We start from the raw sequence: 23094 nt of genomic DNA, 5'->3' as shown, positions 1-23094 counted from the left end.
TGTTCTCAGTTCACCAGGCGAATCTCAGCTCACGAGGCGCAAGGTGAGCGGGTACCGGTACCGCTCGCCGGAGCTGGACTTCACGGCGGCGATGATGATGAACACCAGCACCGCGATGCCGAACGGGATGTACAGCAGCGCGCCGATCCCGAGCGTGATCAGCGAGACGATCCCGAGCACGATCGAGGCGATCGTGATCGTGATCTGGAAGTTGAGCGACTCCTTGGCCTGGTCGTCCACGAACGCGCCGCGGTTCTTGAACACGAGCCAGACGATCAGCGGCGCGAGGAACCCGAGCACGAGCGTCCCGAGGTGGGACAGCACGGCCCACAGGCGCTGGTCGGAGTCCGACAGCGGCGGGCTGACGTTGTAGCCCGGCTGGTAGCCCTGCTGGGGGTAGGCCTGCGGCTGGCCGTACTCCTGCTGGGGCGGCGGCGAGTAGGAGCCCTGCGGCGGGCCGTATCCGGGCGCGGGCGGGGGCGGGTAGGCCCCGGCGGCGGGGGGCGGCGGGGGGACAGCGCCCGCGGGCGGCTGCGGGACGGCGTCCTGCGGCGCCTCGTCGTTGTGGTCGGCACCGGTCGAGGTCATGAGATCAGCTCCAGAGAGAAGGGATAGCGGTAGGACTGGCCGCGCTGGACAGCAAGGTAGCCCTGGATCGAGAAGATGGCCGACGTGACGAAGATCGCGATCCGCATCAGGCCGGTCAACGGGACCGACATGACCGCGAGCACGAGCACGATCGCATACCCGATGGCCACGGTGACCTGGAAGTTCAGCGCCTTCTTGGCCTCCTGCGCGACGAACGCGCTGCGGTCACGGTAGACCAGCCAGATGATCAGCGACGGCAGGACGAACGCGATCCCGCCCAGGTGCGCCAGCCCGGCCCACTGGCGGGTCTGCGCCGGATCCAGGTCTGCCATCACGCGCCTTTCCCGCTGGTTCACGCATCTGCTCGCATCGTAGCGAAGCGGCGGCGAGCGGCGGCGGTCAGGCCGTGACGAAGTCGATGAGCTCCTCGACCCGGCCGAGCAGGGCCGGCTCGAGGTCCGCGAACGAGCGCACGCTCGCGAGGATCCGCTGCCAGGCGCGCGCGACGTCGGCCTGCTCGGCCGCGGGCCAGCCGAGCTCGCGCAGGATCCCGAGCTTCCACTCGATGCTCCGCTCGATCACCGGCCACTGCGTGAGCCCGACGCGCTCGGGCCGCACCGCCTGCCACACGTCGACGTAGGGGTGGCCGAGCACCAGGACCGTGCCGGCGGGCACAGTCCGCAGGGCGTCGGCGGCGATCCGGCTCTCCTTGGAGCCGCGCACGAGGTGGTCGACGAGCACGCCGACGCGCCGCCCCGGCCCGGGGGCGAAGTCGCGCAGCGCGTCGGCGAGGTTGTCGACGCCGTCGAGCATCTCGACCACGACGCCCTCGATGCGCAGGTCGTCGCCCCAGACCTTCTCCACGAGCTCGGCGTCGTGCTTGCCCTCGACCCAGATCCGGCTGCCCCGCGCCACGCGCGCGCGGGCGCCGTGCACCGCGACCGACCCCGACGCCGTGCGGCGGGCCGGGGTGGGCGCGGCGCGGCCCGCCGGCGGGGTGAGGATCACGGGCGCGCCGTCCACCCAGAAGCCGGGCCCGAGCGGGAACGTCCGGGTCGCGCCCCGCCGGTCCTCGAGCACCACGACGTGCATGCCGCCGGACTTCTCGACCCGCACGACGGCGCCGACCCAGCCGGAGGTGACGTCCTCCACCACGAGGCCCGCCGACGCCGCGACCGGCACGGACGTGGGCCGCCGCGGGGCGTGCCCGCCCCGGCGCACGCCGTCGGGGTCGGGGGCGAGGACGTCGGCGGCGTAGCGATCGGTGGGGCTCACCGCGCCAGCGTAGGCAGCCGGCCCGCGGATCCCGCCGGCACACGCCGCGCGCCGAGTTCGCGGAGGTATTCACAAGGACGCGCGGCCGGTCGATAGGGAGGTCACGAGAGCCCTGGGCGCGCCGGGGCCCGACCGGACCGGGGAGCGTGAGCGATGGCGACGACGCTTGCCCCCGCCGACGTGCGCTGGGACCGCGCGCTGCGGCGCGCCATCGACGGCGACGGGCTGCGCCTCGTCGCGCAGCCGATCATCGACGTCGCGCGCGGCCAGGTCGGGGGCTACGAGCTGCTGTCGCGGTTCGCCGGGCCGCCGCAGGCGTCGCCGGACGTGTGGTTCGACCACGCCCGCCGGCTCGGTCTCGACGCGGCGCTGACCATCGCCGTGCTCGCGGAGTTCCACCGCCTGCGCGCCGTGAACCCGCACCTGTTCTGCACCGTGAACGTCGAGCCGCACCTGCTCATCCGGCCCGACGTGCTGGCGGCGCTGCTCGGCTCCGGGCCGCTCGCCGGCGCGGTCGTGGAGCTCACCGAGCACGTCGAGTCGGGCGACGACGTCGCGTTCGCCGAGAGCCTCGCGGCGGTGCGAGCGGCGGGCGGGCTGATCGCGATGGACGACGCCGGCACCGGGTACGCGGGTCTGGTCCAGCTGCTGCGGATCCGGCCCGAGATCGTCAAGCTCGATCGCGGCCTCATCGAGGGCATCGACCAGGACCCGGTCAAGCGCACCGCCGTCCGCCTGCTCGGCGAGCTCGCGGGCCAGATGGACGCCTGGCTGCTCGCCGAGGGGGTCGAGACGCGCGCGGAGCTCGCCGAGATCGTCCGGATCGGCGTGCCGCTCGTCCAGGGCTGGGTCACCGGCCGGCCGGCCGACGCCTGGTCGGTGCTCGCGCCGGACCTGCGCGCGTTCCTGCACCAGGAGTCCGCGCGGGTCGCCCTCGGCGGTCACATCGCCGCCCTGGTGCGCCACGCCGTCGTCCATCGCCCGGCGCCGGCCGAGACGGAGCCGCCCGAGACCGGCACGATCGTCGTCGACGCCGCCGGGCGGGCGAGCGCCGTCGTCGTCGCCGATCCTGCGGGTGGGTTGCACCGGGTGCCGGCGCTGGTCGCGGCGCCGTCCTCCGACCCCCGCGACGTGCTGCGCCGGGCCATCGCGCGGCCCGCCGCGTGGCACTTCGCGCCCGTCGTGTGCACCGACGACCGCGGCGTCGTGATGGGCCTCGTCGAGGTCCGGGACCTGATCGACGTCGTCCTCGCCGAGAGCCCCCGCAGTTCCCCCGATAGCCCCCGAAGTTCCCCCGATAGAGGAGAAGTCTGATGAAGCGATTCCGTTGCGGCGACGTCGTCCCCGGCTGCGCCTGGTCCGTCGAGGGCACCGAGCAGGAGATCCTCGCCGCCCTCGTGCCGCACGCCCTGCACGAGCACCACCTGACCGAGCTCCCGGCGGGCCTGGTCGAGCAGGTGCGCGGCGCGATGGTGCCGGTCGGCTGACGGCGCCGGGGCGCCGTCCCCGCCCGCCGCACCCCCGCCCGCCGCGCGAGCGGCCGCGCTGAGACACAGCGCAGGCGACAGCGTAGAATTGGCACTCGCCGACGCTGAGTGCCACGTGCCACTCGCCGTCATGCGCCAAGGCCGTCAGACGCGTGAAGGAGGGGCGATGAGCAGCGAGGACCGCAGGCTGGACGTGCTGCGCGCCATCGTCGAGGACTACGTCCTCACGCGCGAGCCCGTCGGATCGCGCGTGCTCGTCGAGCGGCACGGCCTCGGGGTGTCGCCCGCGACGATCCGCAACGACATGGCCGCCCTCGAGGAGGGCGGGTACATCGCCCAGCCGCACACCTCCGCCGGCCGCGTCCCGACCGACAAGGGCTACCGGCTGTTCGTCGACCGGCTGTCCGCGGTCAAGGCGCTGTCGACCCCGGAGAAGCGCGCGATCTCGGACTTCCTGGAGAACGCCGTCGACCTCGACGACGTCGTGGACCGCTCGGTCCGGCTGCTCGCCCAGCTGACGCAGCAGGTCGCCGTCGTGCAGTACCCCTCGCTGCGGCAGTCGGCGATGCGCCACCTGGAGCTCGTGCCGGTGGGGGAGCGCCGCCTGCTCGTCGTCATCATCACCGACACGGGCCGCGTCGAGCAGCGCACCCTCGACCTCGCGGGGCCGCTGAGCGAGGACCTCATCGCGCAGATGCGCACCCGGTTGAACGCCGTCGCGACCGGCCGGCGGCTCGCGCAGCTGGTCGGCGCGCTCGCCGCCGTCCCCGCCGCGTTCTGCCCGGCCGATCGGCCGCTCGTCCAGGCGGTCATCGACATCATCGAGGAGACGCTCGCGCAGGAGAGCGAGGAGCGGGTGGTGCTCGCGGGCACCGCGAACCTCGCGCGCGGCGGCGGCATGGACTTCACCCACACGCTCTCGCCCGTGCTCGAGGCGCTCGAGGAGCAGGTCGTGCTCATGCGGCTGCTGACCGAGATGGCCGAGGACTCGGTCGCCGTGTCTGTGCGGATCGGGCACGAGACCCACCACGAGGGACTGCTCGAGACGAGCTTCGTGACCACCGGGTACGGGGCGGACGGCGACTCGCTCGCGCGGATCGGCTCGATCGGCCCGACCCGGATGGACTACCCCGGCACGATCGCCGCGGTCCGAGCCGTGGCACGCTATCTGTCTCGGATCCTCGCCGCATGACGAGTGCACCTGCCCCGAAGCCCCCAGCAAAGCACGCAGAAGGCGACCAGTGAACGACTACTACCAGATCCTCGGGGTCGGCCGGGACGCAAGCCCCGAGCAGATCAAGAAGGCCTACCGCAAGCTCGCCCGCGAGTTCCACCCGGACGTCGCCACGGGCGACGGCTCGGACGACCGGTTCAAGGACGTCACGCGCGCCTACGAGGTGCTCGGCAACGCCGACAAGCGGCGGAGCTACGACATGGGCTCCGACCCGTCGGCCCCCGGCGGCGGCGCTGGCGGTGCGGGCGGCAGCTTCGGCTTCCAGGACATCTTCGAGACGTTCTTCGGCGCGGCCCAGGGCGCCAGCGCGCAGCGCGGCCCGATCCCGCGCGCGCGCCGCGGGCAGGACGCGCTCGTACGCCTTGACCTCGACCTCGTCGACGCCGTCTTCGGCGCGCACCACGAGCTCCAGGTCGACACCGCGGTCGTGTGCACCACCTGCGCCGGCTCGTGCTGCCGCCCCGGCTCGTCCCCGCGCACCTGCGACGTGTGCGGCGGACGCGGCGTCGTGCAGCGCGTCGCGCGGTCGTTCCTCGGCCAGGTCATGACGTCGTCGCCGTGCGCCGCGTGCCACGGATACGGGACCGTCATCCCCGAGCCGTGCCCGGAGTGCTCGGGCGAGGGACGCGTGCGCTCGCGCCGCACCCTCACGGTCGACGTGCCCGCCGGCGTCGACACCGGCACGCGCATCAAGCTCACCGGCCAGGGCGAGGTCGGCCCCGCCGGCGGCCCCGCCGGCGACGTGTACCTCGAGGTCCGCGAGCGCGAGCACGAGACGTTCGTGCGCCGCGGCGACGACCTGCACTGCACCCTCGAGGTCCCGATGACCGCCGCCGCGCTCGGCACCGTCATGACGCTCGACACCTTCGACGGCGCCCAGGACGTCGACCTGCGCCCGGGCACCCAGCCGCAGCACGTCGTGACCCTGCGGGGCCTCGGCGTGGGCCACCTGCACGTGGGCGGGCGCGGCGACCTGCACGTGCACGTGGACGTGCAGGTGCCGACCGCGCTCGACGACGAGCAGGAGACGCTCCTGCGTCGGCTCGCCGCGCTGCGCGGCGAGGAGCGCCCCGAGGCCCGGCTGTCCGCCGCGCACGGCGGGGTGTTCTCGAAGCTCCGCGAGAAACTCTCCGGCCGGTGACGACCCGCGCGCGGGCGCTCGCCGGGCGAGTCGCCCGGTGAGCGCCCCGGTCTTCCTCGCCGAGCCCGGCTCGCTCGCGGGCTACGACGCCGGGTCCTCCTACCCGCTGGTCGGCGCCGAGGGGCGCCACGCCGGCGTGGTGCAGCGCCGCGGCGCGGGGGAGCGGGTCGACGTCGTCGACGGCGCCGGCACCCGGATCGTGGGGACGGTCGAGTCGGCGGGCGCCGACGGGGTGCTCGTGCGCGTCGCGGAGCTGATCGAGGAGCCCGCGCCGCCGATCGCGCTCGTGCTCGTGCAGGCGCTCGCCAAGGGCGACCGGGACGAGCTTGCGATCGAGGCGGCGACCGAGGTCGGGGTGGACGCCGTCCTGCCCTGGCAGGCCGAGCGCTCGATCGTCGTCTGGCGCGCCGACCGCGCGGCCAAGAGCCGGGCCCGCTGGCAGGGCACCGTGCGCGCCGCGACCAAGCAGGCCCGCCGCGCGCGCATGCCCGTCGTCGAGGTCGCCGTCGACGGGCGCGGCCTCGTGGCCCGGGCGGCCGCCGTCGTCGCAGCCGGCGGCGCCGTCCTCGTGCTGCACGAGGAGGCGACCGTCCCGCTGTGGGAGGTCGAGCTCCCCGGGGCCCGGGCCGCCGCGCCCGGGACCCCCGCGGCCGCGCTCGAGCTGCTTGTCGTCGTCGGCCCCGAGGGCGGCATCAGCGACCGCGAGATCGCCGCCCTCACGGCTGCCGGCGCTCTGCCCGTCCGGCTCGGGCCGCACATCCTGCGAACCTCCACCGCTGGCCCGGTCGCGCTCGCCCTGCTGGCCACGCGGCTCGAGCGCTGGTAGCCCGGGGCCGGTGGCCCACCGCTACGAGACCGTGAACGTGGTGGTGGCGCGGGCGGTGGGGGTGCCCGCGGCGCCGTCGGACATGTCCGGCTCCCAGACCTCGAGCGTGTAGGTCCCGGGCGCGAGCTCGACCGTGAACGCGAACGGCCCGATCTCGCCGTTCGCCCCCGCGTTCGTGTAGCTCTCCTGCACGACGTCCTCGGTGCCGGCCGTGAGGATGCGCCACGAGAGCGTCGCCTCGAACGCGGTGCCCTGGCCCGAGACCGCCACCTGCGGTCCGGCAACCGTCGACCCGTCGACGGGCGCCTCGATGACCGTGGTGCCGGTGGGCTCGGCGGCGGGATCGGTCGCCGGGGTGGTCGGCTCGGCCGGGGGCGTCGTCGCGTCCAGCGTGGGCGACGCGCTCTCGCTCGACGACGACGAGTCGCCCGGCTCCGCCGTGCCGGCGCAGCCCGTCAGGACCAGGGCGGCGGCGGCGACCGCGGCCGCGGCGAACGCGAAGGCTGGTCGGGATCTCGTGCTGCGGTTCATGCGTCCTCCGTAGAAATGTGACGGCTTCCAGTGAACCGCGCCGGGGTGGGCCGCGGCGCCGGGCCACGCCGGGCTAGCCTGGGCAGCATGTCGACCGCCGAGGGATGCCTGTTCTGCCGGATCGTCGCCGGGGAGCTCGCGGCCGACATCGTCGCCACGACCGACGCCGCGATCGCGTTCCGCGACATCAACCCCCAAGCGCCCGTGCACGTGCTCGTCGTGCCGCGCGAGCACCACGTCGACGTCGCGCAGCTCGCCGCATCCGACCCGGCGCTGCTCGCGGCGGTCATCGGGCTTGCGGGCCAGGTCGCCGGGAGCGAGGGGGACGGCCAGTTCCGGCTGGTCTTCAACACCGGGCCCGAGGCGGGTCAGTCCGTGTTCCACGTGCACGCGCACCTGCTCGCCGGCGCGCGCCTGGGCTGGACCCCGGCCTAGCCGTACGCCTAGCCGTACGAGCCCCGGGACGGAACTGGCCCCGCCTTGATGTGGGCGTTCTGCTCTGCGCGGCGCGGGTGTGGGCGAATTGCTGGTGCGAAGGCCGCGGAGGGGACCGAACGCCCACACGCGAGCGGCTGGGGACCGAACGGCCACACTCGCGCCGGACCGAGCCGGCTTGCGGCGCAGTGGGCCTCGGTAGGATGAACCTCGAGCGGTGCGCGAACGAGCGCCCCCGGAACGAGGAGAGCGCAGGCCCGTCGGCCGTCCCATGCCAGAGACCACCCCTGCACGGCGCACCCCCGGTGGGTCGCCCGCGCGTGTCGAGCACCGGATCACCGTCCCGTCCACCGTCTCGATGGTCGAGCTCCTCGGCCTCGGCGACGAGGTCCTGGCGGCCATCGAGGAGGGCTTCGGCGCCGTCGACGTGCACGTGCGCGGCAACGAGATCAGCCTCGCGGGCCCGGCCGGCGACGTGGCGCTGCTCGCGCGCCTGATCGACGAGCTCACCGAGGTGGCCATCGCCGGCACCCCGCTGACGGCGGACGTCGTCACCCGCTCCGTCGCGATGCTCACCGCGCCGGCCGGCAATCGGCCCGCGGACGTGCTCACGCTCAACATCCTGTCCAACCGCGGGCGCACGATCCGGCCCAAGACGACCGGGCAGAAGGAGTACGTCGACGCGATCGACCGCAACACCGTGACGTTCGGGATCGGCCCCGCGGGTACCGGCAAGACCTACCTCGCGATGGCCAAGGCCGTCCAGGCGCTGCAGGCGCGCCAGGTCAGCCGGATCGTGCTGACCCGGCCGGCCGTCGAGGCCGGCGAGAAGCTCGGTTTCCTCCCCGGCGGCGTCAGCGAGAAGATCGATCCCTACCTGCGCCCGCTCTACGACGCGCTGCACGACATGGTCGACCCGGACTCGATCCCGCGCCTGATGGAGGCCGGCACGATCGAGGTCGCGCCGCTGGCTTACATGCGCGGGCGCACCCTCAACGATGCGTTCATCATCCTGGACGAGGCGCAGAACACCTCGGCCGAGCAGATGAAGATGTTCCTCACCCGGCTCGGCTTCGGCTCGAAGATCGTCGTGACGGGCGACGTGACGCAGGTCGACCTGCCCCGCGGCGTGGCCTCGGGCCTGCGCGTGGTCGAGGAGATCCTGGCGGACGTCGACGACGTCGCGTTCTGCCGCCTCACCTCCACCGACGTCGTCCGGCACCGGCTGGTCAGCGAGATCATCGACGCGTACGAGCGCTACGACGACGCGGCCGACGGCGCGGGTCGCGGGGACCACCGCGGCCACGGGCGGGACGGGCGCACGACGCACCGGCCGGACCCGGCCCGCCCAGAGACGAAGGACGCCTGATGAGCATCGAGGTCAACAACGAGTCGGGCTTCGCCTGCGACGAGGCGGAGTTCGCCGCGCTCGGCCGGCACGTGCTCGACGCGATGCACGTGCACCCGCAGACCGACCTGTCGATCCTCCTCGTCGGCACCGAGGTCATGAGCGAGCTGCACGTGCAGTGGATGGACGAGCCGGGTCCGACGGACGTGCTCTCCTTCCCGATGGACGAGCTGCGCCCCGGGGCCGACGGTGAGGTCACGCCCGCGGGCCTGCTCGGCGACGTCGTGCTGTGCCCGGACGTGGCGGCGCGGCAGGCGCTCGACGCGGGCCACTCGACCATGGAAGAGCTGCTGCTGCTGACGACGCACGGCATCTTGCACCTGCTCGGCTACGACCACGCGGTGCCCGAGGAGGAGAAGGAGATGTTCGCGCTGCAGCGCCAGCTCCTGCTCACGTTCCTCGCCGGCCGATGAGCGCCGTGGCGAGACCCCGATGAACGACGCGCCCATCGGGCTGCTGATCGTCGTCGCGACCGCCGGAATTCTGCTCGCCGCGCTGCTCAGCGCGGGAGAGGCGGCGGTGCTGCGGGTGACGCGGTCCGCCGTCAGCGAGCTCGTCACGGACGGCCACCCGTCGGCCGCGCGGGTACGGCGGCTCACGGTCTCGCCCGCGCGCACCGCGGCGTCGGCGGCATTCGTCCGGCTTGTCGCCGAGATGACCGCCACGACCTGCATCACGATCGGGCTCACCACCGGCTCGCTGTCCTGGTGGCAGGTCCTGCTGCTGTCCGTGCTGATCTCGGGCCTCGTCGCGCTCGTGCTGGTCCGGATCAGCCCTCGCACGCTCGGCCGCAAGCAGCCGCTGCGCGTGCTCGTGGTGCTGAGTGGGCTGCTCGCGCTCGCCGTGCGGCTGCCGATCGGCCGGCTCGCGCCCGCCGTCCGGCGCAGCGGCGAGGTTGACGAGGACGAGCTGCGGGACATGGTCGACCGGGTCAGCGAGTCCGAGGGCATCGAGGACGAGGAGCGCGAGATGTTCCGCTCCGTCTTCGAGCTCGGCGACACCCTCACGCGCGAGGTCATGGTGCCCCGCACCGAGATGATCACGACCCCGGCGGGCACGTCGCTGCGCAAGACGCTCGCGCTGCTCGTGCGCTCCGGCTTCTCGCGCGTGCCGGTCACCGGCGACTCGGTCGACGACCTGCGCGGCGTCGTCTTCCTCAAGGACGTCGTCCGCCGGCTGCAGGACGCGCCGGGCGCGGCCAAGGACAAGGTCGAGACCCTGCAGCGACCCGCCGTGTTCGTGCCCGAGACCAAGCCCGTGGACGACCTGCTCCGCGAGATGCAGGCCAGCTCGTCCCACATCGCGATCGTCGTGGACGAGTACGGCGGCATCGCCGGGCTCGTGACCATCGAGGACGCGCTCGAGGAGATCGTCGGCGAGCTCACGGACGAGCACGACAGCTCGGGTCCCGAGGTCGAGGATCTCGGGGACGGCGTGTTCCGGGTGCCCGCGCGGCTGCCCGTGGACGAGCTCGGCGAGCTGTTCGACCTCGACCTCGACGACGACGACGTCGACACGGCGGGCGGCCTGCTCGCCAAGGCGATCGGCAAGGTCCCGCTGCCCGGCTCGAAGGGCGACATCCATGGCCTGCGCCTGCGCGGCGAGCGCGTCGAGGGCCGCCGCAAGCAGCTCGCCACCCTGATCGTCGAGCTCTCCGCGCCCGAGGAGCCCGAGCCCTACCCCGACCGAACCGATCTGCATGGAGCCCCACGATGACTGACTTCCGTTCCGGTTTTGCCTGCCTGGTCGGGCGGCCGAACGCCGGCAAGTCGACCCTGACGAACGCGCTCGTGGGGCAGAAGGTCGCGATCACGTCGGAGCGCCCGCAGACCACGCGGCACACCATCCGCGGCATCGTGCACCGCGCGGACGCCCAGCTCGTGCTCGTCGACACCCCCGGGCTGCACCGGCCGCGCACGCTGCTCGGCGAGCGGCTGAACGCGCTCGTGCGGGACACGCTCACCGAGGTCGACGTCGTCGTGTTCTGCCTGCCCGCGGACCAGAAGATCGGCCCCGGCGACCGCTACATCGCCGCGCAGCTCGCCGAGGTCTCCTCCCCGGTCATCGCCGTCGCGACCAAGGCCGACCTCGTGGGCCGCGGCCGCCTGGCCGAGCACCTGCTGACGATCAGCCAGCTGGGCGAGTGGGCCGACATCGTGCCGGTGTCCGCGACCGACGGGTACCAGGTCGACGTGCTCGCCGACGTCATCGTGGGGCACCTCGAGCCCGGGCCGGCGCTGTACCCCGACGGCGAGCTCACCGACGAGCCGGAGTCCGTCATGGTCGCCGAGCTCGTGCGCGAGGCGGCGCTCGAGGGCGTGCGCGACGAGCTGCCGCACTCGCTCGCCGTCGTGGTCGACGAGATCCTGCCGCGGGAGGGTCCGACGCCGATGCTCGACGTGCGCGTCAACCTCTTCGTCGAGCGGGACAGCCAGAAGGCGATCATCATCGGCAAGGGCGGGGCCCGGCTCCGCGAGGTCGGCACCGAGGCGCGCCGCGGGATCGAGGCGCTGCTCGGCACCCGGGTCTTCCTCGACCTGCACGTCAAGGTCGCCAAGGACTGGCAGCGCGACCCCAAGCAGCTCGGCCGGATGGGTTTCTGATTTCGGCCCCCTAGGATCACCGCGTGCTCTTCCGAACTGCCGCGTCCACCGCCGTCGGCGTCATCGCGCTCGCCCTCGCCGGTGCCGTGATGGGGCCGCAGTGGGATCCCGTGCCGCTGACCGACCCGCTCGTCGTCCAGTCCGAGTCGACCGCGATCGGCGGGCCGAGCGCCGGGGCGCCGGTCGGCACGTACGAGGTCGAGACCCGGATCGTCGACGTGGCGCTCGACGGCACGGTTATCCAGGCGCAGATCAGCTCGCCGGTCGGCCTGAGCGGCGCGCTGCCGGGGGTCGTGTTCGTGCACGGCGCCGGCACCGGCGAGTTCTCCCGGGCATTCCGCGGCCAGGCCCATGAGCTCGCGAGCGCGGGCATCGTCACGATGGTCCCCAACAAGCGCCTGGACACCTACTCCACACGGCACCGCGACTACGAGGCGATGGCGGGCGACTACGCCCGCTCGGTGGAGGTGCTCCGCGCGCAGCCCGGCATCGACCCGAGCCAGGTCGGGGTGTACGGCGAGAGCGAGGGCGCCTGGATCGTGCCGGTGATGACCGCCAACGACCCGACGCTGGGGTTCGCGGCGCTGATCGCCGCGCCGGTCGTGCCGCCGCGCGAGCAGGCCGCCTTCGCCGCGGACGCGTACCTGCGCAACACGGGCGTGCCGTCGGGGGTCTTCCGCGCGATCCCGCGCGCCGTCGGCATGGACTTCCCGGGCGGCGGCTTCGAGTACGCCGACTTCGACGTCACCCCCTTCCAACGCCGAACCATGCAGCCGGTGTTCGTGGGGTACGGCACCGGCGACGCCGCGATGCCAACGGTGCAGGGCGCGCAGCAGATCATCGCGGACCTCGCCGTCGCCGGGAACGACCAGTACACCGTGCGCTACTACGCCGGGGCCGACCATGGGCTGCGCGTCGACGGCGTGGTCTCGGCGGACTTCGTCCGGGACCTGTCCCGCTGGATCTCCGGGCTCCCGGCGACCGCTACGGCCCAACCGCGCATCGCCGGCGACCAGCCGCACCAGACGTACCTCGCCGTGCCGATCAAGACGCCGCGCTGGTTCGGGGACGGGAACCTCGTCCTGAACATCGTGATCGTGTCCGCCGGCGCGCTCGTCGTCGGCGCGGGGGTGTGGCTCGTGGCCCGGGTGCGCCGGCGGGGGACGGGCCTCGCAGAGGGCCTGAGCGGCCCGCTGTTCGCGATGGCCCTCGGCACCGTGCTCACCGTCGGGGCGCTGGTCTGGTACCTGCTCGCGATCACGCGGCTCGCCCTCGACTACGAGCAGAACGCGTGGGTCGTCCAGGGCGGCTGGGTCGCGGTCCGCGCGCTCGGGGTCGGCACGGTCGTCGTCGCAGCCGTGCTCGTGAACCGGCTCGAGGACGTGCGCGTGGACCCCGAGCGGCGCGCCGTGCGGGGCTGGCCGGCCCGGGTCACGGTCGCCCTGGTGGGCACGGGATCGCTCGTGCTGCTCGTGACGCTCGCCTACTGGGGCGTGTTCCAGCTCGGCATCTGACTGGGTGCGGCGGGCCCGCCGGCGGTAGCGTCGAGCATGGCTCGGGGCCAGATGCAGGAGGTCCTGCTGGTCGAGGTCGTCGACGACCGTGACCCGCGCGGGCCGGTGCGCGCCGACGGCGCACCCGTCTCGCCGTCGCGCCGCCTCGGCGGCGCGGCCCGGCGGTGGTGGCCCGTCGCGGCCGTCCTCGCGGCCCTTCTGGCCGTCGGCGTCGCCGTGACGGGGCTGCGCGAACGCGAGCGGCTGGCCCGCCTCGAGGCGCAGCCGAGGCTGCTCGCCGCGCTGGGGCCGCCGTTCGCGGAGCTGTGGCGCACGTCGATGCGGGGCTGGGGTCGGGTGCTCGCCGTCGACGGCGACGTCGTCCTGTTCGGCCCCGACGCCGACGGCGCCACCGCGGTCGTGCGCCAGGCGGGGGAGAGCGGGGCGCGGCGGTGGCTCGCCCCGTTCCCCGAGCTCGGAGCCGGCGACGACCTGTGGTGCCAGCCCCTGGGCGCCGACGGCGCCGTCGAGCACCTGGCGTGCCGGCTCGAGATCTCGCCCGGCGGGCTCGGACGGGCCGGGGGCGCGGTCCGGCTCGTCGTCCTCGACGCGGGCACCGGCGAGCGCGTGGCCGAGCGCGCGCTGACCGGCACGGCGGTCGCGGTCGCCGCCGCGGGCGTCGATCTCGTGGTGAGTCAGGCGCGCCGCGACGGGACGGTCTTGATCACCCGGCAGGACCCGGTGACCGCGGCGGTGCGCTGGAGCCATCGGACCCGTCAGAGCGATCGCGGCGCGCTCGGATCCCGGGCCCTGGACACGCGCGTCGAGCACGGCGTCGTCGTGGTCGGCGGGCCCGTGACGTGGGCGCTGGACGTCCGGGACGGGCGCCAGCTCGGCGAGTGGCACCTCGAGGGCGGCGACTGGGCGGTGCGTGGCGGCTGGGGCCTCGACGTCACCGTCCTGGCGGACGGCCGGTTCGCCGTCGGCGAGTCCGGCGGCGTGGGGCTCGCCGACGAGGAGTACGGCACCGTCTCGGCGACCGACGCCCGGGACGGATTCGCGATCAACGGACCCGTCCTGCAGCCCGTCGTCGACGACGGCTCGGCCGCCGACCTGCTGTTCACCGTCCCGCCGGACCGGGGCGGCATGATCGCGCAGGACGCCGCGACCGGCGAGCGGCGGTGGGACCTCGGCACGATGCCGTGGGGGAACTCGATCGTGCTCGACGGGCGGGTGATCGTCGTCATCGGCCGCGAGCTCGTGGCGCTCGACGCGCGCAGCGGCCAGCGGCTGTGGTCCGTGCCCGTGCCGCGCGGCAACCACGCCCAGCAGGTGGTCACCGACGGGGACGTCGTGGCCGTGCCGATCTCGGACCGCGAGCGCGGCCCGCTCCTGGCCGCGTTCGACCCGGCCGACGGTCGCGCGCGGTGGACCGCGGCGCTGCCGCCGGGCGGGACGCACCTCACCGCGCTCGACGGGCGGCTCGCGGTATTCACCGACCGGGACCTGGTCGTTCTCGGCTGACGGACGGATGGCGCGCGCGCCGCCGAGCGTGCGTATCCTCTCCCACGTGCGCAACACGTGCGAGCAGCGACTCCTCCTTCGTCGCCGCGACGAGGTCTGACCGGCCGGTCCCTCGTCGCGGTGGTCGTCGTGCCCCGGCCGCTCATCGATGACGGACAAAGGAAGAACCTGATGCGACACGACTCCCAGGTGCGTACGGCCCAGCAGCCGACCGCCATGCCGATCCACAAGTACCGCCCCTTCGCCGGGCTCGCCGCCTACGACCTGTCCGACCGAACCTGGCCCTCGCGCACGATCACCCAGGCCCCGCGCTGGATGTCGACCGACCTGCGCGACGGGAACCAGGCCCTCATCGAGCCCATGGACCCGCGCCGCAAGCGGCGGATGTTCGACCTCCTCGTGCGGATGGGCTTCAAGGAGATCGAGGTCGGCTTTCCCGCCGCGAGCCAGACCGACTTCGACTTCGTGCGCTCGATCATCGACGACGGCGCGATCCCGGAGGACGTGACCATCTCCGTGCTCACGCAGGCGCGGACCGATCTGATCGAGCGGACCGTCTCGGCGCTCGTCGGCACCCCGCGCGGCACGGTGCACGTGTACAACGCGACCGCGCCGGTGTTCCGGGACCTCGTGTTCCGCAACGACCGCGACGCCACGCGCGAGCTCGCCGTCGCGGGCACCCGCGACGTCGTCGACTTCGCCGAGAAGCTGCTCGACGACTCCACCGTGTTCGGCCTCGAGTACTCGCCCGAGATCTTCACGGACACCGAGCTGGAGTTCGCCCTCGAGGTCTGCGAGGCGGTGATGGACGTCTACCAGCCCCAGGAGGGCCGCGAGATCGTGCTGAACCTGCCGGCGACCGTCGAGCGCGGGACCCCCAACACGTACGCGGACCAGATCGAGTGGATGAGCCGCAACCTGACGCGGCGCGAGCACATCGCGATCTCGATCCACCCGCACAACGACCGCGGCACCGCCGTCGCCGCGGCGGAGCTCGCGCTGATGGCCGGCGCGGACCGGGTCGAGGGGTGCCTGTTCGGGCAGGGCGAGCGGACCGGCAACGTCGACCTCGTCACGCTCGGGCTCAACCTGTTCAGCCAGGGCATCGACCCGCAGATCGACTTCTCGGACATCGACGAGGTCCGCCGGACCGTCGAGTACTGCACCCAGATGGACGTGAGCCCGCGCCATCCCTACGGCGGGGACCTCGTCTACACCTCGTTCTCCGGCTCGCACCAGGATGCGCTCAAGAAGGCGTTCGAGGCGCGCGACGCCGAGGCCGCCGCGGCGGGCGTCACGTCTGACGAGCTGATCTGGGCGCTGCCGTACCTGCCGATCGACCCGAAGGACGTCGGGCGCAGCTACGAGGCCGTGATCCGGGTGAACTCGCAGTCTGGCAAGGGCGGCATCAGCTACCTGATGAAGCACGAGCGCCACCTCGACCTGCCGCGTCGCCTGCAGATCGAGTTCTCCCGGGCCGTGCAGGCGTTCACGGACACGTCCGGCAGCGAGGTCACCTCGGACGACCTGTGGTCGATCTTCTCCGACGAGTACCTGCCGGTCAGCTCCGAGGGGCCGCTCGAGCAGTGGGGTCGGTTCGCGCTGCGCGGCACGCGCGCCGTCAGCGGCGGCGACGGTCCCGACACCCTGAGCGTCGACCTGACCGACGGCGGGCGGGACGTCACCCTGCAGGGGTCCGGCAACGGACCGATCGCCGCGTTCGTCGACGCGCTCGCGGGCCTCGGCGTCCAGGTGTCGGTGCTGGACTATGCGGAGCACGCGCTCGCGGAGGGCGGCGACGCGGCGGCCGCGGCGTACATCGAGTGCGCGGTCGGCGACGTGGTGCTGTGGGGCGTCGGGATCGACCCGTCGATCACGACGGCGTCGCTCAAGGCCATCATCTCTGCGGTGAACCGCGCCCAGCGGTGATCTCGGGATTTCGGCCGATCTCACGCATCGGGATTCACGTGGGTGAAGCATGAGACGGAAAGCCTGTGAACTGCGGCTCGGCACGGGGCGTACGGGTGAACACGTGCCGCAGGACTCAGGTGGCTGCCCATCGTGCCGATGAGGGTGAGATGACGGGGCTCCCGGGCCGCAAGGCCCTCGCTGGACGCGCGCTCGTGCTGGTCGGCGAGTTCGGCTGCTACGACGCCCTCTCGGACGTCGTGCACTCCGTCTACCAGGACGGCGACGCCGCGGCGGCGATCACCGGGTGCCACGCGCTCGAGGCGCTGTGCGAGGCGGCCGGCGACGAGCAGACGCTGCGCTTCGCGCTGTACATCCGCGGGCTCGCGGCGAACGAGATCGGGCGCGGCGACGAGGCCTGGGAGTGCGCGGCCCGGCTGCTCGCGCTGAGCCAGAACGACCTGCGCGCGTACTGGCAGGCCAAGGCTCTGGCCCTGCAGGCGAACGCCGAGTCCGGGCGCGGGGACTACTCCGGTGCCCTGGACCTGCTCGCCCGTGCGTCGGTGATGCTCGGGACGTTCACGGGGCGGGAGTACAACCAGATCTCGGCGAATGGCGCGATCGCGCTCGCGCTGCGGCGCGTCGAGCTCTTCGAGGCGAGCGACGTCAAGCTCCGCAGCATGATCCCGCACCTGCGGACCTGGGACGCCGTGACCATGGTCGCCGACTCCCTGCACACGGTCGCCGAGTGGGGCCTGGCCCTGCAGGTCGTGGGACTGACGGCCGACGCCGCGGCGCAGTTCTCGGCGTGCGCCTCGCGGGCGGCGTGGCTGGGCCGCCTCGTGGCAGACACGGGCCGGACCTCGTTCGAGCCGTTCGCGCTCACGGGCGAGATCTTCGCCGCGACGATGCTGGGGGACACCCGCTCCGCGCTCGAGGTGCTGCCGGGGCTGCTGCTGCGCGACGAGATCCGGCAGGAGCGGGTCGAGCGGCTCCTCGCGCACTACGCCCTGAGCGTCGCGCTCGGCGAGATCGGCCGGCACGACCAGGCGCGCGAGCACCTGCTCGCGCTGCGCGAGGTGTCGGTCGCCGAGCGCCGCAACACGTGGGTGGCGATCGCCGACGCCGCCCTGATGCGCCTCGACGTGCGCCAGTACGGCGACCACCCCGCCGTGACGCGCTCGTCCGCGATGTACCAGCGGTTGGCGCAGAGCCAGTGGTCCGAACGGCAGGCGCGGTACGACAGCCTCCAGGCGCGGATGCGCGTGCACCGGCTGATCGAGGAGGGCGCGCACATCACCGAGCTCAGCCGGCGCGACGCGCTGACCGGCGCGGGCAACCGGCGCGTGCTCGAGGACGCGCTCAGCGGGCCGTACGGCCCGGTCTCGGCCGTGTTCGTCGACGTCGACAACTTCAAGCGGGTCAACGACACGTTCTCGCACGTGGTCGGCGACCAGGTGCTCGTGCGGCTCGCGGCGATCCTGCGCTCGGCCGCCCGGTCCGGGGACACCGTCGTGCGCTACGGCGGCGACGAGTTCCTCGTCCTGCTCGACCCGCGTTCGACGGCGGTGCCCGGGGTCGCTGAGAAGGCGGTCGTCGGGCTCGCCGGGCGAATTCTCGCCGCCGTGCGTGACCATGCCTGGCACGAGCTCGCGCGGGAGCTGACCGTGACGGTCTCCGCCGGGGTGGTGCTGCGGGCGTCGCCGGCGGACGTCCTGACCATCGCGAGCGCCGCGCTGCACGAGGCGAAGACGTCCGGGCGCAACCGGCTCGTGCTCGGCTGGGATGCGCCGGACGCGATCCCGGCGCCGGCGTAGCGCGCGGCGGCCGCGGATCGGGCCCGCGCAGGTGAGAATGGTCCCGTGAGCCTCTACCGCGACGAGGCGATCGTGCTGCGCACCCAGAAGCTGGGCGAGGCCGACCGCATCGTGACCCTCCTGACCCGCACGCACGGCAAGGTGCGTGCGGTCGGCAAGGGCGTGCGCCGCACGTCCTCGCGGTTCGGGGCGCGCCTCGAACCGTTCATGCTCGTCGACGTCCATCTGCACGAGGGTCGCAACCTGGACATCGTCACGCAGGCCGTGACGATCGCGCCGTTCGCGCGGCCCGTGTGCGAGGACTACGCGCTCTACACCGCCGGCACCGTGATGCTCGAGACGGCCGAGCGCCTGGTCGAGGCCGAGCGCGAGCCGGCGACGCCCCAGTTCCAGCTGCTCGTGAGCGCCGTCCGGTCGCTGTCGCAGCGGGCGCACGCGCCGGGGCTGGTCCTGAACGCCTACCTGCTCCGCGCGCTCTCGGTCGCGGGCTGGGCGCCGAGCTTCACCGACTGTGCGCGCTGCGGCGCCCCGGGTCCCCACCGCTCGTTCGCCGTCGCGCAGGGCGGCGCCGTCTGCGGCGTCTGCCGCCCGCCAGGGGCGATGGCCCCCGCGCCCGAGACCTTCGTGCTGCTCGCGGGGCTGCTCAGCGGCGAGTGGGAGCCCGCCGACGCGAGCCACGAACGGCACCGCCGCGAGGCGGACGGCCTGGTGGCCGCGTTCGTGCAGTTCCACCTCGAGCGCCAGCTGCGTTCCCTGCGCCTCGTCGAGCGGGTCTGATGGCCCGCCGGAGCGCCGCGAGCCCAGGACCCCAGGCAGAGCGGGCGCGCGCGATCATCGCGCCGCCGCCCCACCCGTCCGGGGCTCGTCCGCCGACGATCCCGCTCGAGTTCGTCCCGAAGCACGTGGCCATCGTCATGGACGGCAACGGCCGGTGGGCCAACGCGCGTGGCCTGCCGCGGACGGCGGGGCACGAGGCCGGGGAGGCGTCGCTGCTCGAGGTCGTCGCGGGTGCGATCGAGATCGGGGTCACGCACGTCTCGGCGTACGCGTTCTCGACCGAGAACTGGAAGCGGTCCCCCGAGGAGGTGCGCTTCCTCATGGGCTTCAACCGGGACGTGCTGCGCCGCCGGCGGGACGTGATGAACGCCTGGGGCGTGCGCGTGCGGTGGGCCGGGCGCCGGCCCAAGCTGTGGCGGTCCGTGATCGCCGAGCTCGAGGAGGCCGAGGAGCTCACGCGCGGCAACGACCTGTGCACGCTCACGATGTGCGTCAACTACGGCGGCCGGGCCGAGGTCGCCGACGCCGCGAAGGCGATCGGCCGTGAGGTCGCGGCGGGCCGGCTCAACCCGGAGAAGATCTCCGAGCGCACGGTCGCGGCCTACCTCGACGAGCCCGACCTGCCCGACGTCGACCTCTTCCTGCGCACCTCGGGCGAGCAGCGCACGTCGAACTTCATGATCTGGCAGGCGGCGTACGCCGAGCTCGTCTTCCTCGACGAGTACTGGCCGGACGTCGACCGGCGGTCGCTGTGGCGCGCCGTGGAGACGTACGCCGGGCGCAACCGGCGCTACGGCGGCGCCGTCGACGCGCCCGGGGCGCCGGGAGCCCCGGCCGGCGCGTGATCGCGCGCGACCGTCAGCCCGCCGCGCCGCCGTCCGCGGCCGACCCGACCCGGCGACGTCGGCGGACGGCGAGGGCGGCGACGCCCGCGGCGAGCAGCGCGGCCGCGCCGGCGAGCGCCCACGGCGACCCGGCGGCGAGCGCGACGGCGCCGTAGAACGCGGCGAAGCCCACGGTGGCGTAGATCAGGGCCCATGCGAGGCAGCCGGGCGCCATGGCGAGCAGGTACCGCGCGAACGGCATCCGGGACAGCCCGGCCGCGGCGTTGACGGCGGTCTGGACGCCGACCGTGAAGAAGCTCAGCGTGACCGCCAGTGCCCCCCACCGGCGTACGAGCGCGAGCGCGCGCCGGCCGCCCGCACTGCGCGACCAACGCTCGACGGCCATCACGACCCGGCCCCACCAGCCCGTGGGCGGGTGCCCGCGGCCCAGCCGCACCGTGCTCGAGCGGACGGCGCGCCCCAGCCAATAGGTGGCCTGGGCGCGCAGCAGCACGATGACGAACAGCGCCGCGACGAGCGCCGGGAAGGTCAGCCGATCGAGACCGAGCACGGCCGGGACATCGTTCACGCACCCACCGTGACGTCGTCGGGCACCTGGGGGTGCGGGTCGTGCGGCCGCACCCGCTGCACGAGGGGGCGGGCGAGGGCCACGACGGTGTACACGCCGATCGCGAGCACCACGATGGTCGCGCCGGGGGACAGGTCGTTCCAGTACGTGATCGACAGGCCGGTCACGCAGACCGTGACCCCGATGCCCATCGCGAGGTACATGGTCTGGCGGAACGAGCTCGCCACGAGCTGGGCCACCGCGACCGGCACGATCATCAGCGCGCTGACCAGCAGCAGCCCGACCACGCGCATCGAGACCGTCACGGTGAGCGCGGCGATGACCGCGATCGTGATGTTCAGCACGCGCACCGGCAGGCCGGCGGCGCGGGCGAACTCCTCGTCGTGGCAGACGGCGAACAGCGCGGTGCGCAGCCCGATCCCGACGCCGAGGATGAGCGCGGTGAGCACGACGGTCAGCCACAGGTCGGCGCTCGAGACGGTCGAGATCGAGCCGAACAGGTAGGCCATGAGGTTGGCGTTGGTCCCGCCGGCGAGCGAGATGAGCAGCACGCCGCCAGCGATGCCGCCGTAGAACAGGAGCGCGAGCGCCACGTCCCCGCTCGTGCGCCCGCGCTCGCGGACCAGCTCGATCACGACCGCGCCGATCACCGCGGCGATGACGGCGCCGGGCACCGCGAGCACGTCCCGCGGCGCGAGGTCCATCACGTTGCTCACCAGCCAGCCGAGCGCGACGCCGGTTAGCGCGACGTGCCCGATGCCGTCGCCGAGGAGGCTGAGCCGCCGCTGGACGAGGTACGTGCCGATCACGGGCGCGGCGAGCCCGACGAGCAGCGCCGCGAGCAGGGCTCGCTGCATCAGGGGGTCCCCGAGCATGCCGGTGAGCTCCTCGATCACGGCTCCCACCTCAGCCCGGCGGTGTCGCTCGAGGCGGACAGCTCGGCGGGCTCGTGCGGGTGCACGTGGTCGTGATCGGCGTCGCCGTGCTCGGGGGTGGGCCGCGGCGGGGCGCCGTCGTGCACGACCATGCCGTGGCGCAGCACGACGGCGCGCTGGACGAGCGGTGCGAGCGCGCCGAGCTCGTGCAGCACGACCAGGACGGTGCGCCCGCGGGCCGTGAGGTCGGTGAGCGTCGCGGCGAAGGCCTCCTGGCTGGGCAGGTCGACCCCGGCGACGGGCTCGTCGAGCACGAGCAGGGCAGGGTCGCGCACGAGCGCACGGGCGATGAGCACGCGCTGCTGCTGGCCGCCGGACAGCTCGCGGACCGGGCGGTCGCCATGGTGGGACAGCCCGACGAGGCCCAGCGCGGCGGTCACGGCGGCGCCGGCCCGGCGCGGCGGGCGCAGGCGGCGGCCGTGCAGGAGCCCGGACGCGACGACCTCGCCGGCCGTGGCCGGCACGCCGGTCGCGGCGCTGACGCGCTGCGGGACGTAGCCGATCCGGCTCCACTCGACGCCGGGGCCCAGCGGGCGGCCCAGCAGCTCGATGTCGCCGGCGTCGATCGGAACCGCGCCAACGAGGGCGCGCACGAGGGTCGACTTGCCGGACCCGTTGGCCCCCAGTAGGGCCACGACCTCGCCGTCGTGCACCGTGAGGTCGATGCCGCGCAGGATCGCGTTCCCCGACAGCACGACCCGGATGCCACGGGCGCGGACGGCCGGGGTCACGAGCACCCGAGCGCGCCGCGCAGCGTGACGAGGTTCTGCTCCATGACTCCACGGTAGTCGGAGCTCGCGTCCGCGAGGCTCTCGACCGGGTCGAGCACGGCGGACTCGATGCCGAGGTCCGACGCGAGCGTCTGCGCCACCTTCGGGTTCAGGAGCTCCTCGGAGAAGATCGTGGTCACGCCCTCGGCGCGGACGACGTCGCCGATCTCCTTCAGTCGGGCGGGGGAGGGCTCGGCGTCGGGGTCGAGCCCGGAGATGCCGACCTGCTCGAGGCTGTACCGCGCGGTGAGGTACCCGAACGCCTGGTGCGCGGTCACGACGACCCGGGTCTCGCACGTCGCGAGGCCGCTCTCGTACTCCGCGTCGAGCGCGTCGAGGTCGGCCTCGAGCGCCGCGGCGTTCGCCGTGTACGAGTCGGCGTGGGCGGGATCGGCCCCGGTCAGCGCTGCGGCGACCGGCGCGGCGAGGTCCGCGAGCAGGCTCGGGTCCAGCCAGAAGTGCGGGTCGAGAGCGCCGTGCGCGTCGTCGTCAGCGGCGTGCTCCTCGGCGCCGCCGTCCTCGGCGCCGTGGTCGGCGGTGTCGTGGCTCTCGACGAGCGTGACCGAGTCGGCGGCGTCGACGACGTGGGCGGGCTCGCGCGCGGCGACAGCCTCGTCCACCGCGGCCTGGAACCCGGACAGGTAGACCACGAGATCCGTCTCGCCGACCGAGCGCACCTGGCGGGGCGAGAGCTCGACGTCGTGCGGCTCGGCGCCGGGCGGCGTCAGGGAGCTCACGTCGACGAGGTCGCCGCCGACGCGCTCGGTGACGTACTGCAGCGGGTAGAAGGACGCGAGCACCTGCACCGACGCGTCGGACCCGCCGTCGGCGGCGTCCCCCGAGGCGGTCGTGGAGCAACCGGCGAGCACGAGGGTCGCGGCCGCGAGCGCAGGCAGGGCGAACGAGCGAGTGGAGTACATGAGGATGAT

Annotated in this window: 24 protein-coding genes; 16 read left to right on the top strand and 8 right to left on the bottom strand. The window is 73.8% G+C overall.

Annotated features, from left to right (window positions below):
* Positions 1-24: 24 nt before the first annotated feature.
* The 3 genes from J4E96_RS14090 to J4E96_RS14080 all read right to left on the bottom strand — a co-directional run bounded on the left by J4E96_RS14090 (position 25) and on the right by J4E96_RS14080 (position 1863).
* A complete protein-coding gene (locus tag J4E96_RS14090; RefSeq protein ID WP_227422722.1) occupies positions 25-588 on the bottom strand; it encodes a DUF4870 domain-containing protein in 564 nt (187 codons plus the stop codon).
* Positions 585-920: a DUF4870 domain-containing protein gene (locus J4E96_RS14085; protein ID WP_227422721.1), complete on the bottom strand. Its 336-nt coding sequence runs from the start codon at positions 918-920 to the stop codon at positions 585-587. The genes J4E96_RS14090 and J4E96_RS14085 overlap by 4 nt, the downstream gene beginning before the upstream one ends.
* Before the next feature lie 67 nt (positions 921-987).
* Complete coding sequence (locus J4E96_RS14080) at positions 988-1863, bottom strand: DUF3097 domain-containing protein (protein ID WP_227422720.1); 876 nt, start codon at positions 1861-1863, stop codon at positions 988-990.
* A 153-nt stretch (positions 1864-2016) separates the two neighbouring features.
* Here J4E96_RS14080 and J4E96_RS14075 point away from each other — a divergent pair, with 153 nt between their 5' ends.
* The 5 genes from J4E96_RS14075 to J4E96_RS14055 all read left to right on the top strand — a co-directional run bounded on the left by J4E96_RS14075 (position 2017) and on the right by J4E96_RS14055 (position 6551).
* Positions 2017-3177 carry an EAL domain-containing protein gene (locus J4E96_RS14075; protein ID WP_227422719.1) on the top strand — a complete coding sequence of 387 codons (1161 nt, stop codon included), beginning with the start codon at positions 2017-2019 and terminating at the stop codon, positions 3175-3177.
* Positions 3177-3350: a DUF1059 domain-containing protein gene (locus J4E96_RS14070; RefSeq protein WP_227422718.1), complete on the top strand. Its 174-nt coding sequence runs from the start codon at positions 3177-3179 to the stop codon at positions 3348-3350. The genes J4E96_RS14075 and J4E96_RS14070 overlap by 1 nt, the downstream gene beginning before the upstream one ends.
* Before the next feature lie 166 nt (positions 3351-3516).
* The gene (gene hrcA, locus J4E96_RS14065; RefSeq protein ID WP_227422717.1) at positions 3517-4542 is read left to right on the top strand and encodes a heat-inducible transcriptional repressor HrcA; all 1026 of its coding nucleotides are present in this window, start codon (positions 3517-3519) and stop codon (positions 4540-4542) included.
* 49 nt (positions 4543-4591) lie between these two features.
* A complete protein-coding gene (gene dnaJ, locus J4E96_RS14060; protein ID WP_227422716.1) occupies positions 4592-5725 on the top strand; it encodes a molecular chaperone DnaJ in 1134 nt (377 codons plus the stop codon).
* Positions 5726-5762: 37 nt separating this feature from the next.
* Entirely contained in the window at positions 5763-6551 is a 789-nt protein-coding gene (locus J4E96_RS14055; protein ID WP_227422715.1) for a 16S rRNA (uracil(1498)-N(3))-methyltransferase, read from the top strand.
* Between the two features lie 21 nt (positions 6552-6572).
* On the opposite strand, the gene J4E96_RS14050 is transcribed toward J4E96_RS14055, so the two are convergent.
* Complete coding sequence (locus tag J4E96_RS14050) at positions 6573-7082, bottom strand: Gmad2 immunoglobulin-like domain-containing protein (protein WP_227422714.1); 510 nt, start codon at positions 7080-7082, stop codon at positions 6573-6575.
* Positions 7083-7169: 87 nt separating this feature from the next.
* On the opposite strand from J4E96_RS14050, the gene J4E96_RS14045 reads away from it, so the two are divergent.
* From J4E96_RS14045 to J4E96_RS13995, 11 genes are all read left to right on the top strand, one after another.
* Positions 7170-7517 carry a histidine triad nucleotide-binding protein gene (locus tag J4E96_RS14045; protein WP_227422713.1) on the top strand — a complete coding sequence of 116 codons (348 nt, stop codon included), beginning with the start codon at positions 7170-7172 and terminating at the stop codon, positions 7515-7517.
* Between the two features lie 271 nt (positions 7518-7788).
* Positions 7789-8886: a PhoH family protein gene (locus tag J4E96_RS14040; RefSeq protein ID WP_227422712.1), complete on the top strand. Its 1098-nt coding sequence runs from the start codon at positions 7789-7791 to the stop codon at positions 8884-8886.
* Positions 8886-9338 carry an rRNA maturation RNase YbeY gene (ybeY, locus tag J4E96_RS14035; protein WP_227422711.1) on the top strand — a complete coding sequence of 151 codons (453 nt, stop codon included), beginning with the start codon at positions 8886-8888 and terminating at the stop codon, positions 9336-9338. Before J4E96_RS14040 ends, ybeY begins: the two co-directional genes overlap by 1 nt.
* 19 nt (positions 9339-9357) lie before the next feature.
* Positions 9358-10641 carry a hemolysin family protein gene (locus tag J4E96_RS14030; RefSeq protein WP_227422710.1) on the top strand — a complete coding sequence of 428 codons (1284 nt, stop codon included), beginning with the start codon at positions 9358-9360 and terminating at the stop codon, positions 10639-10641.
* Positions 10638-11528, top strand: coding sequence for a GTPase Era (era, locus tag J4E96_RS14025; protein ID WP_227422709.1), 891 nt, complete (start codon positions 10638-10640; stop codon positions 11526-11528). The genes J4E96_RS14030 and era overlap by 4 nt, the downstream gene beginning before the upstream one ends.
* Before the next feature lie 23 nt (positions 11529-11551).
* Positions 11552-13042, top strand: coding sequence for an alpha/beta hydrolase family protein (locus J4E96_RS14020; RefSeq protein ID WP_227422708.1), 1491 nt, complete (start codon positions 11552-11554; stop codon positions 13040-13042).
* Positions 13043-13078: 36 nt separating this feature from the next.
* A complete protein-coding gene (locus tag J4E96_RS14015) occupies positions 13079-14545 on the top strand; it encodes an outer membrane protein assembly factor BamB family protein (protein ID WP_227422707.1) in 1467 nt (488 codons plus the stop codon).
* A 171-nt stretch (positions 14546-14716) separates the two neighbouring features.
* Positions 14717-16474 (top strand): 2-isopropylmalate synthase, encoded by a 1758-nt coding sequence (gene leuA, locus J4E96_RS14010; protein ID WP_227422706.1) that lies wholly within the window; start codon positions 14717-14719, stop codon positions 16472-16474.
* 149 nt (positions 16475-16623) lie between these two features.
* Complete coding sequence (locus J4E96_RS14005; RefSeq protein ID WP_227422705.1) at positions 16624-18270, top strand: GGDEF domain-containing protein; 1647 nt, start codon at positions 16624-16626, stop codon at positions 18268-18270.
* Between the two features lie 45 nt (positions 18271-18315).
* A complete protein-coding gene (recO, locus tag J4E96_RS14000) occupies positions 18316-19047 on the top strand; it encodes a DNA repair protein RecO (RefSeq protein ID WP_227422704.1) in 732 nt (243 codons plus the stop codon).
* Positions 19047-19892, top strand: coding sequence for an isoprenyl transferase (locus J4E96_RS13995; protein WP_227422703.1), 846 nt, complete (start codon positions 19047-19049; stop codon positions 19890-19892). Before recO ends, J4E96_RS13995 begins: the two co-directional genes overlap by 1 nt.
* 13 nt (positions 19893-19905) lie before the next feature.
* Here the strand turns inward: J4E96_RS13995 and J4E96_RS13990 are convergent, their stop codons facing one another.
* The 4 genes from J4E96_RS13990 to J4E96_RS13975 are packed head-to-tail and all read right to left on the bottom strand — an operon-like array spanning position 19906 to position 23085.
* Positions 19906-20460: a DedA family protein gene (locus J4E96_RS13990; RefSeq protein ID WP_227422702.1), complete on the bottom strand. Its 555-nt coding sequence runs from the start codon at positions 20458-20460 to the stop codon at positions 19906-19908.
* A complete protein-coding gene (locus J4E96_RS13985) occupies positions 20457-21335 on the bottom strand; it encodes a metal ABC transporter permease (protein WP_227425767.1) in 879 nt (292 codons plus the stop codon). The genes J4E96_RS13990 and J4E96_RS13985 overlap by 4 nt, the downstream gene beginning before the upstream one ends.
* 17 nt (positions 21336-21352) lie before the next feature.
* Positions 21353-22132 carry a metal ABC transporter ATP-binding protein gene (locus J4E96_RS13980; RefSeq protein ID WP_227422701.1) on the bottom strand — a complete coding sequence of 260 codons (780 nt, stop codon included), beginning with the start codon at positions 22130-22132 and terminating at the stop codon, positions 21353-21355.
* Entirely contained in the window at positions 22123-23085 is a 963-nt protein-coding gene (locus tag J4E96_RS13975; RefSeq protein WP_227422700.1) for a metal ABC transporter solute-binding protein, Zn/Mn family, read from the bottom strand. Before J4E96_RS13975 ends, J4E96_RS13980 begins: the two co-directional genes overlap by 10 nt.
* Positions 23086-23094 lie beyond the last annotated feature (9 nt).

Origin of the sequence: Pengzhenrongella sicca (assembly GCF_017569225.1) — a bacterium.
GTDB lineage: Bacteria > Actinomycetota > Actinomycetes > Actinomycetales > Cellulomonadaceae > Pengzhenrongella > Pengzhenrongella sicca.
The sequence above is the reverse complement of the archived record's forward strand: the minus strand, read 5'-3'. Positions and strand labels throughout refer to the sequence as shown.